This window comes from Pseudoxanthomonas winnipegensis (genome assembly GCF_030322905.1).
In the GTDB taxonomy this organism is placed as follows: Bacteria; Pseudomonadota; Gammaproteobacteria; order Xanthomonadales; family Xanthomonadaceae; genus Pseudoxanthomonas_A; species Pseudoxanthomonas_A winnipegensis.
Map to the genome: position 1 here is coordinate 320,721 of NZ_CP095475.1, position 12,402 is coordinate 333,122.

Annotated in this window: 11 protein-coding genes; all 11 read right to left on the reverse strand. The window is 70.3% G+C overall.

Annotated elements, in window-relative coordinates:
• Nucleotides 1-13: 13 nt before the first annotated feature.
• The 11 genes from pcaD to MWN52_RS01470 all read right to left on the reverse strand — a co-directional run bounded on the left by pcaD (nt 14) and on the right by MWN52_RS01470 (nt 12,398).
• The gene (gene pcaD, locus MWN52_RS01420) at nt 14-793 is read right to left on the reverse strand and encodes a 3-oxoadipate enol-lactonase (protein WP_286576222.1); all 780 of its coding nucleotides are present in this window, start codon (nt 791-793) and stop codon (nt 14-16) included.
• Between the two features lie 25 nt (nt 794-818).
• The gene (locus MWN52_RS01425) at nt 819-2,156 is read right to left on the reverse strand and encodes a 3-carboxy-cis,cis-muconate cycloisomerase (protein ID WP_286576223.1); all 1,338 of its coding nucleotides are present in this window, start codon (nt 2,154-2,156) and stop codon (nt 819-821) included.
• 792 nt (nt 2,157-2,948) lie between these two features.
• On the reverse strand, nt 2,949-3,512 hold the full coding sequence (pcaG, locus tag MWN52_RS01430) for a protocatechuate 3,4-dioxygenase subunit alpha (protein WP_286576224.1): 564 nt from the start codon (nt 3,510-3,512) through the stop codon (nt 2,949-2,951).
• Nucleotides 3,513-3,515: 3 nt separating this feature from the next.
• Complete coding sequence (pcaH, locus tag MWN52_RS01435) at nt 3,516-4,223, reverse strand: protocatechuate 3,4-dioxygenase subunit beta (protein WP_130514747.1); 708 nt, start codon at nt 4,221-4,223, stop codon at nt 3,516-3,518.
• Between the two features lie 181 nt (nt 4,224-4,404).
• Nucleotides 4,405-5,613: a 3-oxoadipyl-CoA thiolase gene (gene pcaF, locus MWN52_RS01440; protein WP_286576225.1), complete on the reverse strand. Its 1,209-nt coding sequence runs from the start codon at nt 5,611-5,613 to the stop codon at nt 4,405-4,407.
• Between the two features lie 13 nt (nt 5,614-5,626).
• Nucleotides 5,627-6,271 (reverse strand): 3-oxoacid CoA-transferase subunit B, encoded by a 645-nt coding sequence (locus tag MWN52_RS01445; protein ID WP_130514751.1) that lies wholly within the window; start codon nt 6,269-6,271, stop codon nt 5,627-5,629.
• On the reverse strand, nt 6,268-6,948 hold the full coding sequence (locus MWN52_RS01450; RefSeq protein ID WP_286576226.1) for a 3-oxoacid CoA-transferase subunit A: 681 nt from the start codon (nt 6,946-6,948) through the stop codon (nt 6,268-6,270). The genes MWN52_RS01445 and MWN52_RS01450 overlap by 4 nt, the downstream gene beginning before the upstream one ends.
• Before the next feature lie 226 nt (nt 6,949-7,174).
• Nucleotides 7,175-8,482 carry an MFS transporter gene (locus tag MWN52_RS01455; RefSeq protein WP_286576227.1) on the reverse strand — a complete coding sequence of 436 codons (1,308 nt, stop codon included), beginning with the start codon at nt 8,480-8,482 and terminating at the stop codon, nt 7,175-7,177.
• 127 nt (nt 8,483-8,609) lie between these two features.
• Nucleotides 8,610-9,467 (reverse strand): type I 3-dehydroquinate dehydratase, encoded by an 858-nt coding sequence (gene aroD / locus MWN52_RS01460; RefSeq protein ID WP_286576228.1) that lies wholly within the window; start codon nt 9,465-9,467, stop codon nt 8,610-8,612.
• 77 nt (nt 9,468-9,544) lie between these two features.
• Nucleotides 9,545-10,840 (reverse strand): carbohydrate porin, encoded by a 1,296-nt coding sequence (locus MWN52_RS01465; RefSeq protein WP_286576230.1) that lies wholly within the window; start codon nt 10,838-10,840, stop codon nt 9,545-9,547.
• Nucleotides 10,841-10,895: 55 nt separating this feature from the next.
• Nucleotides 10,896-12,398 carry a NosD domain-containing protein gene (locus MWN52_RS01470; protein ID WP_286576232.1) on the reverse strand — a complete coding sequence of 501 codons (1,503 nt, stop codon included), beginning with the start codon at nt 12,396-12,398 and terminating at the stop codon, nt 10,896-10,898.
• Nucleotides 12,399-12,402: the final 4 nt, after the last annotated feature.

Genomic DNA, 12,402 nt, shown 5'->3' on the forward strand with positions numbered 1-12,402 from the left:
GTCCTTGAGGCTTTCAGGCGGTGAGGAAGTCGCGCAGCGCGGCGGTGAAGGCGGCCGGCGATTCGAGATTGCAGATGTGGCGGCCCGGCACCTGGGCGAAGCGGCCGTCGGCCACGTGCTCGGCGATGAACTGCAGGTCGGCCGGCGGGCACACCGGGTCGTCGTCGCCGGCGATGGCCAGCAGCGGCACGGCGATGCCGGCCAGGTCGTGGCGGAAGTCGGCCTGGCCGACCGCGTTGCAGCAGCCGACATAGCCCTCGGGCGAGGTCGCCAGGAAGGTGTCCAGCACCGCGCGCACCTGTTCCTCGTGCGTGTCGGTGTAGTGCTCGGTGAACCAGCGCATCACCGTGCCCTCGGCCAGCGCCTTGAGGCCCTGCGCGCGCACCTGCGCGATGCGCGCCTCCCAGCTCTCGGCCGTGCCGATCTTGCCGGCCGTGGCGCACACCGCCAGCCGTGCCAGCCGGTCGGCGGCGTTGAGGCCCAGCCATTGCCCGGTGAGCCCGCCGATGGACAGCCCGCAGAAATGCGTGCGTTCGATCCGCAGCGCGTCCCACAGCGCGACCACATCGCCGCCGAGCTGGTCGATCGTGTAAAGCCCGGCGGGCGCGGTGGACTGGCCGTGGCCGCGGCGGTCGTAGCGCAGGATGCGGAAGTCGCGTCCCAGTTCGGCCACCTGCGGGTCCCACATCGACAGGTCGGTGCCCAGCGAGTTGCAGAAGGTCAGCCAGGGCGCGCCCTCGGCGCCGTCGATGCGGTAGTGCAGGCGATGGGTGGGCAGGTCGAGAAATGCCATGGTTGGCTCCGTCGCGGGAAAGGGATCAATCGGCCGCGAGCACGCGGTCGATCCAGGTGTCGCTCATGCCGCGCCAGCTGTCGGCGGCGAACAGCGCGTCGAGGCGCGCGGCATCGAGGACGGCACCGACTTGCGCGTCTTCGGCCAGCACCTCGCGCAGGTGGCGCTGCTCGCCGACCGCGCGCTTGGCGGCGGCCTCGACCAGCGCATGCGCGGCGGACTTGCCGAGCGTGGCGGCCAGCGCGACCGACACCGCCTCGGCGTAGAGCAGGCCGCCGAAGCTGTCCAGATGCGCGGCCATGCGTGCGCGGTCCAGCTGCAGGCCATCGAGCACCACGGTCATCTGCGCCAGGCTGCCGGCGGTGAGGCGGATGAGTTCGGGCAGCGTTTCCCATTCGGCATGCCACTGGCCTGGCGCGCGCTCGTGCGGCTGGCTCATGGCGGAAAACAGCGTGGACACCAGCGCCGGCACGCGCGTGGCCGCGGCGATGGCCGCCACGCAGCCGACCGGGTTGCGCTTGTGCGGCATCGCCGAGGAGCCGCCCTTGCCGGCGCCGCTGGGTTCGAAGGCCTCGCCGACCTCGGACTGCATCAGCAGCACGATATCGGTGGCGATCTTGCCCAGCGCGCCGGCCAGCAGCGCGAAGGCGGTGCCGACCTCGACGATGCGGTCGCGCGCGGTGTGCCAGGGCAGGGGGGGCAGCGGCAGCTCCAGCTCCCGGGCGAGCGCCTCGGCTACCTCCAGGCCGCGGTCCTCGAGCGAGGCCAGCGTGCCGGCGGCGCCGCCGAACTGCAGCGCCAGTGCGTCGGCGCGCAGGGCCTGCAGGCGTCGTTGCGCGCGTTGCAGCGCATCGAGCCAACCGGCGGCCTTCAAACCGAAGGTGACCGGCACGGCCTGCTGCAGCAGGGTGCGGCCGGGCAGCCCGGTGCCGCGCTCGGCCTGCGCCATCGTGCGCAGGATGGCGCACAGCCGGTCGAGCTTGGGCGTCAGGGTGTCGAGCGCCTGGCGCAGCTGCAGCACGGTGCCGGTGTCGATCACGTCCTGGCTGGTGGCGCCCCAGTGCACCCAGCGCGCGGCGTCTTCGTCATGCGCCTTCACCTTGGCGGTGAGCGCCTTGACCAGCGGGATGGCGGGGTTGCCGGCCAGCGCGGTGGCCGCGCCGAGGGCGTCCAGATCGAAGGCCTCTGCCTGGCAGGCCTCGGCGATCGGGCCGACGGCGCTGTCGGGAATCACGCCGCAGCGTGCTTCGGCGCGCGCGAGCGCGGCCTCGAAGTCGAGCATGCCCTGCAGCCGTGCGCGGTCATCGAACAGGGTGTCGATGTCGGGATCGCCGAACAGGGGGGCGAGCAGGCGGGAAGTCATCGATACGGGTCTTTGGTGTGAGGCTTGATGGGATTATGGTGGGCTGATGGCAGGAAGGATGACGTCAAGCCGCCGTTGCCGTTGCCGTTGCCGTTGCATTAGCTGTTGCTGTTGCTGTTGCTGTTGCACTTCGCTTTTTGTCTGAGCCGTAAAGCGAGCCGAGCATCGCAGGAAGACGGGGCCGAAGAGTCGCCCTGTTTGAGCGAAGCGAGTTTGGGCGACGTGCCCCGTCTTCCGAGAAGCGCAGGGGACCGCCGCGTAGCGGCGGCTCGCGTCCCGGCGAGAAGCGGTTTTGCTTCCTTTTGACAAGACAAAAGGAAGTCGCGCCGCAGGCGCGAAAGCCTTGCACTTGGCGCGCCGCAGGCGCGTTGCCTTTGCTGTGGTTCTGCATGGTGAAACTTGTATTGAATATGCAAGCAATACTTGCATGTTCTGCCGACGCCTCTTAAGAGCAAAGCTTTCGCACGGCTTCGCCGCGCGAGCTACTTTTGTCTTGTCAAAAGTAGCCAAAACCGCTTCTCGCCGGGACGCACGCCGACGCTGCGCGTCGGTCCCCTGCGCTCCTCGCGAAGCAGGGCACGGCGCCCAAACTCGCTTCGCTCAAACAGGGCGCCTCTTCGGCCCTGCTTCACTGCGGTGCTCGGCGTGCTTTACGGCTCAGACAGAAGAGCAAAAGCGCAACAGCAACGGCGGAACGGCAACAGCGGAACGGCAACAGCGGAACGGCAACAGCGGAACAGCAACAGCGGAACAGCAACAGCAACAGCAACAGCCAATGCGCAACAGCGGCGCTCAGTAGCTGAAGAACACCGTCTCGCGCTCGCCCTGCATCTTCACATCCCACGCGTACTGCCCCGGCGCCGTCTGCCGCGCGATCAGCGTCTCGCGGCGCGCTTCCGGCACCAGCGCCAGGATGCCGTCCTCGCCATTGCTGGGCTCGTCGGAGAAGTAGATGCGCGTCGGCGCCGCCTTGAGCAGGCCGCGCATGAACACCAGCGCCACCAGGTGCGGCGCCTGCGCGACACCCTTCAGGCCCGGCACGCGGCCCGGCTTGATGGTGCTGAAGGAGAAGCGCCCCTGCGCGTCGGTCGGCACGCGGCCCCAGCCATGGAACGCCGGGTCGTGCGCGTCGCGGCGCGGGTCCTCGGCGTGGTCGTAGATGCCGTCGGCATCGGTCTGCCACAGCTCCAGCACCGCATCGCTGACCGGCGTACCCAGGCCGTCGTAGACCGTGCCGGTGATGGTGATGCGTTCGCCCTTGGCCTCGGGCGGGGCGATCTGCGTGTGGTACAGCGGCTCCAGCCCCAGACGGTAGTAGGGGCCGACGGTCTGCCACGGGGTCGATTGAAGGCTCATGCGTTACTCCCAGACGGTCTGCTTGCGGCCGCGCAGCACGATGTCGAAGCGATAGCCCAGCGCGTACTCGTTCTGCGTGGTCTCCCAGTCGAAGGCCGAGACCATGCGCGCCTTGGCCTGCGGGTCCGGCACGCAGTTGTAGATCGGGTCGAAGGCCAGCAGCGGATCGCCCGGGAAGTACATCTGCGTGACCAGGCGCTGGCCGATGCCCGCGCCATGCAGCGAGAAATGGATATGCGCCGGGCGCCAGGCGTTGTAGTGGTTGCGCCACGGATAGGCGCCGGGCTTGACCGTCTTGAAGCGGTAGTGGCCGTGCGCGTCGGTCAGCACCTGGCCGGTGCCCTTGAAGTTGGGGTCCAGCGGCGCGTCGTGCTGGTCGCCGGCGTGCAGGTAGCGGCCGGCGGCATTGCACTGCCAGACCTCGACCACGGTGTTGCGCACCGGCTTGCCGTTCTCGTCCAGCACGCGGCCGGAGACGATGATGCGCTCGCCCAGCGGCTCGCCCGCAAAGCCCGCGGTCAGGTCGGCCGCATGCTCGCCCAGGGTGAGGCGGTCCAGCGTGGGCCCGGTGACCTCCGAGAGCGTCACCGGAATGGCGATGGGGTCGCTGCCCACGCCGCGCAGCACCGTGGAGGCGTAGGGCGGGTGGATGTAGGGCGGTTGCGAGCCGGGGTATGGCTTGCGGTAGCCGGAAAGGGGGGAATCGCGCATCGCGGGCTCCGTTGGCTGGGCGACACCGAGGCGCCGCTATTGCTTCATGTAGAGCGGAGCTTGCTCCGCTGCTGTTGCTGTTGCTGTTGCTTCACGCGAAAGACGTGCAGGTGTTCAGCTCTTTGGGAAGGCCCCAGCGGAGCAAGCTCCGCTCTACAGGACAGAACGATCCTCGGTCCACTCAAACCCGCTCGATCGCCAGCGCCACGCCCTGGCCCACGCCGATGCACATGGTCGCAAGTCCGCGGCGGCCGCCGCTGGCCTCGAGCTGACGCAGCAGGGTCAGGGTGATGCGCGCACCGCTCATGCCCAGCGGATGGCCCAGGGCGATCGCCCCGCCGTTGGCATTGACGTGGGCGGCATCGTCGGCCACGCCGAGTTCGCTCAGGCAGGCCAGGCCCTGGGCGGCGAAGGCCTCGTTGAGTTCGATCGCATCGAAGTCGCCGATGGACAGGCCCAGGCGCGCCATCAGCCTGCGCGTGGCCGGCACCGGGCCCATGCCCATGTAGGCCGGCTCCACGCCGGCGCTGGCGAAGCCCAGCACCCGTGCGCGCGGCGTCAGGCCCAGCGCCTGCACCTGCTCGGCGCTGGCCAGCAGCAGCGCGGCGGCGCCGTCGTTGATGCCCGAGGCGTTGCCGGCGGTGACCGTGCCGGGCTGGCGGAAGATCGGCTTGAGCTTGGCCAGGCCCTCGAGCGTGGTGTCGGCGCGCGGATGCTCGTCCACGCCGACCTCGATGGTCTCGCCGCGCTTCCTGCCCGGGACGGTGACCGGCGTGATCTCGCCCTCGAAGAAGCCGGCGGCCTGCGCGGCGGCGGTGCGCTGCTGGCTGCGCAGGGCGAAGGCGTCCTGGTCCTCGCGCGAGATGCCGTAGCGCGCGGCCACGTTCTCGGCGGTCTCGCCCATCAGGTCCACGCCATAAAGCTGCTTCATCTTCGGGTTGACGAAGCGCCAGCCCATGGTGGTGTCTTCGATCTGCTGGTTGCGGGCGAAGGCGCTCTCGGCCTTGCCCATCACCCACGGCGCGCGCGACATCGACTCCACGCCGCCGGCGATGGCCAGGCCCAGCTCGCCGGCGCGGATGCCGCGTGCGACCGTGCCGATGGCATCCAGGCCCGAACCGCACAGGCGGTTGACCGTGCTGCCCGGCACGCTGACCGGCAGGCCGGCCAGCAGCAGGCTCATGCGCGCCACGTTGCGGTTGTCCTCGCCGGCCTGGTTGGCGCAGCCCAGGTAGACGTCCTCGATCGCGGCCGGATCGAGGTCGGGGTGGCGCGCCAGCAGCGCCGCCAGCGGCACCGCGCCCAGGTCGTCGGCGCGCACGCCGCTCAGGATGCCGCCATAGCGGCCCACGGGCGTGCGGATGCCATCGACGATGAAGACTTCACTCATGCGCTTGCTCCGTTCAGTGCGCCAGGGTCAGGCCGGTCAGGCGCTGCAGTTCCTCGATGGACAGGCCATCGACCAGCTCGACCACGCGCGCCCCGTCGGGGCCGAGGTCGAACACGCCCAGGTCGCTGTAGACCCGGCTGACGCAGCGCAGGCCGGTCAGCGGATAGCTGCATTCGGCGACCAGCTTGCTCTCGCCGGTCTTGGTCAGCAGATCCATCATCACGTAGGTCTGCTTGGCGCCGATGGCCAGGTCCATCGCACCGCCGACGGCGGGGATGGCGTCGGGCGCGCCGGTGCTCCAGTTGGCCAGGTCGCCATGCTGGGACACCTGGAAGGCGCCCAGCACGCAGATGTCCAGGTGGCCGCCGCGCATCATCGCGAACGAATCGGCGTGGTGGAAATAGCAGCCGCCGGTCAGCAGCGTCACCGGCTGCTTGCCGGCGTTGATCAGGTCCGGATCCTCCTGGCCCGGCGCGGGCGCCGGGCCCATGCCGAGCAGGCCGTTCTCGCTCTGCAGGAAGATCTCCTTGTCCGCCGGCAGGTAGTTGGCCACCTGGGTGGGCAGGCCGATGCCCAGGTTCACGTAGGCGCCCTCGGGGATGTCGCGCGCCACGCGCGCGGCCATCTGTTCGCGGGTCATGCGCTGATAGCCGCTCATGCGCGGGCCTCCGCGTGGCCGACCGCGACCACGCGCTGGACGAAGATGCCGGGGGTGACGACGGCTTCGGGATCGAGCCCGCCGAGTTCGACCACCTCGTGGACCTGGGCGATGGTGCACTTGGCCGCCATGGCCATCAGCGGGCCGAAGTTGCGCGCTGTCTTGCGGTACACCAGGTTGCCCCAGCGATCGCCGCGGTGCGCCTTGATCAGCGCCACGTCGGCATGGATCGGGTACTCGAGCACGTAGTGCCTGCCGTCGATCTCGCGGGTTTCCTTGCCGGCGGCCAGCTCGGTGCTGTAGCCGGTCGGGGTGAAGATGGCGCCCAGCCCGTTGCCGGCGGCGTGGATGCGCGCGGCCAGGTTGCCCTGCGGCACCAGCTCCAGCTCGATCTCGCCGGCGCGATAGGCCGCATCGAAATGCTGCGAGTCGCTCTGCCGCGGGAACGAGCACACGATCCTGCGCACGCGCTTGTGCTTGATCAGCGCCGCCAGGCCGGTCTCGCCGTTGCCGGCGTTGTTGTTGACGATGGTCAGCTCGCGCGCGCCGTGTTCGATCAGCGCCTCGATCAGCGCATCGGGCATGCCGGCCGTGCCGAAGCCGCCGATCATCACCGTGGCGCCGTCGCGGATGTCGGCCACCGCCGCCGCGCACGAGGGCAGGGTCTTGTCGATCATGGCGTCACCGCGCCGCCGCCGGCCGCGCGCGCTTGGGCAATCAGGGACATCGAAGTCGCATCCTCTCGCTTGGACAGTCCGCGCGCGCAAGCCGCGCGGGCCGTCAAGGTGGACCGCGCGAAAAATCGCGTCAATCCGAATATCGGTTTTAAGTTCGTTATTCGCACAAACTGGACCAAAGTCGAATGCTTGGGCGCGGCCGGCCTGCACGCATCCGCGCCGGCCCTCAGCGCGCCGGCTGCAGGCGCATCGTCAGCACCGCGGCGATGGCCACCAGCAGCGGCAGGGCCAGCACGTAGTACAGGTTGGCCGGCTGCCAGCCGGCGTCGACCAACACACCGACGGTCATCGGCGAGAGGATCGCCCCGACGCGGCCGATGCCGATCGCCCAGCCCAGGCCGGTGGTGCGCACGGTCGGCTCGAACACGATCGGCGCCACCGCGTACAGGCCGGCCATCGAGCCGAACAGTGCCGCGCCGATCACGAAGGCCACCGGGAAGGCCATCTGCAGCTGCGTGCCCAGCGAGGCGAACACCACCATGCCCAGCGCGGCGATCAGGAAGCTGACGGCGGTCAGTCGCGGCAGGGCCAAGCGCGCCGCCAGCCAGCCGAACAAGGCCCCGCCGATGATGCCGCCCAGGTTCAGCAGCACCCCGCCGGTGACGCCCTGCTCGGCCGACAGCCCGGCCTGCACCAGCAGCTTGGGCGTCCAGCTCAGCACGAAGTAGAAGGCGAACATGTGCATGAAGAAGCCCAGCGCGATCAGCACGCTGTTGCGGCGCAGGCGCGGGGTGAACAGCGCCGCGTAGCCCGCCTTCTCCGGCGCCGGCGGCACCGGCGGCAGCGCGTCCAGCTTCGGGGCGCGCATGCGCGCCAGCAGCGCGTTGAGCCGGGCCAGCGCGTCGGGCGGGCGCCGGCTGAGCAGGAAGTCCAGCGACTCGGGCAGTAGCGCCAGCACCACCGGAATGCACAGCAGCGAGGCCAACGCGCCGAAGAAGAACGCCGCGTGCCAGCCCCAGCGCTCCAGCAGCACCGTGGCGATCAGCCCGCCCAGCGTGGCGCCGATGGGATAGCCGGTGGCCTGCAGCGCCACCGCGGTGCTGCGCCACTTGGGGCTGGCGTACTCGGCGGTGATCACGCCCACGCCGGCGAGCATGCCGCCGATGCCCAGGCCGGTGAACACGCGCAGCCCGGCCAGCTGCCAGGCATTGCGCGCCAGGCCGGACAGCGCCATGCCCACGGTCAGGATCACCAGGCACCACAGGATCATCGCGCGCCGGCCGTAGCGGTCGGCCAGCGGCGCCAGCACCAGCGAGCCGGCGGCCATGCCGACCAGGCCGGCGCTGAGCATCAGCCCGAGCTCCTTGCCGCTCAGGCCCCAGTCGGCCGACACGTGCGGCGCGGCGAAGGCCATCACCATCACATCGAAGCCATCGAGCATGTTGAGCAATACGCAGATGGCGATGGCCAGCCACTGGAACGGGCTCATCGACTGCAGCGTGAGCGGGGCGTTGGGGGCTGTGGCGTGGGCCATGGCGACTCCTTCAATCGGACTGGCCGACGCGGCGCCGATAGCGCAGCGCTCGCGTCGAGGACGACCTTGCTCGCACACGGGCGCGCATCGCCGCCGCATGCGGCGGTCACGGGCGCCGTGGGCAGCGTTACTGCGGCTTCTTGGTGGCGTTGTCGAGCGTGGTCAGGATCCCGCGCAGCGTGCCGACCTCGATCTGGCCCGGCGCCGAGGCGGTGCCGATCATGCCGAAGGTCATGGCCTGGCCGAAGGTCTCGCCGGACAGGCGCGAGACCACGCCCACCGGGCCCATCGACATGGTCAGCAGCGGCCGGTCGCTGCTCTGGCGCAGCTGCCAGGTGGCATCGAGCAGCTTGAGCACATCGCCGGGGTTCTGCGGCATCACCGCGATCTTCAGCACGTCCGCGCCGAGGGCCTGCTGCTGGCGCAACCGGGCGACGATCTCAGCCGTGTCCGGCGTGGCGTGGAAGTCGTGGTTGGACATCACCACGTAGGCGCCCGCCGCGTGCGCGGCGGCGACGATGGCCTCAACCACCGCGCGGTCGCGGAACATCTCCACGTCGTACAGGTCGGCGGCATGGGCCTTGATCAGCGCGGCGTAGAGCTTGCCGTAGTCGGCATCGGCGATCGCGGTGGCGCCGCCCTCGGCCTTGGTGCGGAAGGTCAGGATCACCGGCTTGCCGCCCGCGGCCGCGGCGATCTGCGGGGCCAGCTTGACCAGCGCCTTGGCGTCGCTGGCGATGTCCAGGTAGTCGATGCGCCACTCAACCACGTCGGTGTCGGCATTGGCGCCGATGCGCTGGGCCTGGGCCAGCTGCTCGGCCGCGGTCTTGCCGGTGATCGGCACGATGGTCTTCGGCGCGCCCTGGCCGATCTGCACGCCCTTGACGGCGATGGTGCGGACGGCGGGCGGGGTGGACGCGTTGGTCATGTCGGCGGCATTGGCGGCGGTGGCGGCGCCGGCCATCAGGGCGAGGGCCAGCAGCATGCGGGCGGCTAGGGTAGTACGGCGGAGCTTCATCTCAAGTCCCTCCCGGGAGCGATGGCGTGCGATGCGGCGTCTTTTTAGAAGGTGATCTTGGCCTGCAGGCCAACGGCCAAGGCGTTGTCGGTCTGGGCGTAGGAGAAGGTGCCGGGGTTGGTGATGTACTGCACATCCGGGCGCAGCATCAGCCACGGATTGACCTGGAAGCTGTAGGACAGCTCGTACAGCTCCTCGGCACCGGTGAGCGCGAACAGCGGCGAATCGGCCGGCACGCCGGCGGTGGTCAGCGCGGCGCGGCGCGCATCAAGTAGACGGTGGTTGATGTCCGAGCCGACGTAGCCCAGCGCGATGCGGTCCTTGCTGCGCGCGCCCACGCCCTGCCATACCCCGCCGATGGCGTACCAGCGCTTGAGCTGGGCGGTGTCGCTGTCGGAGACCATGTACTCGGCGAAGGCGTTCAGGCCGATGCTCGCGTCGCTGCCCGGCGTGTAGAGCTTCTGCTCGGCCAGCACGTAGGCGCCGTCGCGGCCGGTGACGCTGCTGGTGTCCAGGCCCTTCTTGGGCACGCGCGAGGAGTCGTAATAGCCGCCGAACTTGTACACGCCCGGATACAGCGTGCCGGCGCCCGGCTTCCAGGTCAGCTCGACCGGGAACAGCGAGCCGGTGGTGCCCTCGACGAAGGGCCGGAAGGCGTTGCGCTCGATGTTGCCGCCCAGGTTGGGATTGACCTGGAACCAGCCGGCGCGCAGGTTCACCGAGGACGTCAGCTGCTCGGCGAACTCGCCGCCCCAGCGCGCTGTCGGGTAGTTGTACCAGCCGCTGTTGCCGCTCATGGCCAGCGGATGCGCGCAGAAGGCGGCGTTGACGAAGCTGGTGCCGGCGCTGAGCAGGCCGAACTGGTTGCCCATCGCGTAGAAGCCCAGCTTGAAGTACGAGCGGCCGGCGTTGAAGGTCTGGTCGTAGCTGAGCTCGGACAGGCGCGTGTACTGGCCGCCGTAGGCTTCCTGGATCGGGAAGCGGTTGCCCACCAGGTCGGCCGAGGTGCTGCGGCCGCGGCGGTCGTTGAGGGTGAAGCGGAAGGTGCCGCCGTCCCAGCCGGCCAGCTTGCCCATGTCCAGATCGAAGCCCACGCGCACCTGCTGCGCGTAGCGCGCGCCGGTGTCCAGGCCGCCATCGACCACGCCCATCGCCTCGCCGACGTAGTCGCCGCGCAGGCTGATGCCCTTGTCCACCAGCGCGGCGCGCTCGCCGTTCCAGCCGCCGGTCATGGTGGTCGCATCGAAGCGGTCCTGCGCCTGGGCCAGCAGCGGCGTGGCCAGCAGGGCGAACGCCAGCGGCGTCAGGGCGCGGGGGAAGGGGCGGGAGACGTACGACATGGGGGATTACCTGTGAATGCGAAGGAATTACGGGTGCGGCGGTCGGGCAGGGGCCTCAGCGCGCCACGGCGCGCGGCGCGGACAGGGGCGAGGTGGCCCCGTCCACGGCGGTCACGGTCGCCGTGACGCCGGCGACGTCGGCCGTGGCCGGCACGGCGAAGGAGAAGCGCGCCTGGCCCTGGGCGTCGGTGGTCACCAGGGCATCGCCCAGGTAGCGGGCCGCCTCGGTGTCGCTGGCGCGCGGGTTGCCGAAGACTTCCACGCGCTGGACGGTGTTGGCCGTGCCGCGCAGCTGGCCCTGGATCTGCAGGGTGGCGCCGCTGCGGCGGGCCTGTTCGACCACCGGCACGGCCAGGTCGTCGTTGGGCGCGGGCTGGCAGTGGTCGGTGACGCGCGCGCTGCAGATCTTGGCCAGCTTGGCGGGGTCGCTCTCCACGCCGCCGCCGCGCGAGCCGACGAAGTCGGCATGCTCCAGCCCCGGTACGCCGAACACGATCGCCCCGCGCGCCTGGCCCGGCACGCAGGCGCCGCCGGCCTGGCAGCGCTCGATCTTCAGCCCGTTGCCGAAGATCGCGTTGCCGGTGATCCGGTTGGGCCGCGAGACCGGCTGCGGGCGCAGCGCCACGCCGATGCCGTTGCCGGTGATGGTGTTGCCGTCGACCACGTTGTCGCGGCCGGTCAGGTTGACGCCGATGGAATTGCCGGTGAAGGTGTTGGCGGCGATGGTGTTGCGGTTGCCCCAGTTGATCTGCAGGCCGTCGGAGTAGTCCTCGAAGCGGTTACGCAGCACCAGGTTGTCGTTGCCCCACAGGATCTCGATGCCCTGGGAGGGCTCGGGGTTGGCGTCGGTGGAGCGGAACAGGTTGTCGGCCACCAGGTTCCAGGCCGCGCCGCGGGTCAGCTCCAGGCCATCGCCGTTGTCGATGAATTCGTTGCGCACCACGCGGTTGTGCACGGTGGTCGTGGGCGTGGACTGGCCGTTGCCGTCGTCGCCGGTCAGCATCACCCCGGCGCCGCCCTTGTTGGCGACGATGCGGTTGTCGTGCAGCCAGTTGTCGTGGCTGCGGTTGATCAGCACGCCGATGCAGAAGTTGCGCACTTCCAGCCCGGCCAGCTCGACCCCTTGCGTGTCGCGCAGGACCAGGCCCGGCAGGGTCGTGGTGCGCACATTGGTGCCGTACTGGCCCGGCACCGCGCCCGGGCAGGCCTGGGTGCCGGTGCCGGTGACATAGGCGGCGCCGTCGATGGCTACGTACTGGCCGGACTGCGCGAAGGGCAGGCCGACGATGGCCACCGGGCCCTTGATCTCCGGCAGCGGCGCGCGCGGCTTGATCACATAGGGCGCGGCGCCGACCGCGGCGATCTCGATCCGATAGGTACCCGGGGCGGCGTTGGCGGTGGTGATGGCCCAGCGCAGCGAGCCCGGGGCCTCGTCATCGTCGTAGCGGTCCACCTTCAGTACCTGGCGCGGGGCCGGATCGGGCTCGGCCTGATGGCCGGCGGCCAGCAGCGGCAGGCAGGCCAGCAGGCCGCTGGCGACAAGGAGGACGGGGCGCATCTGG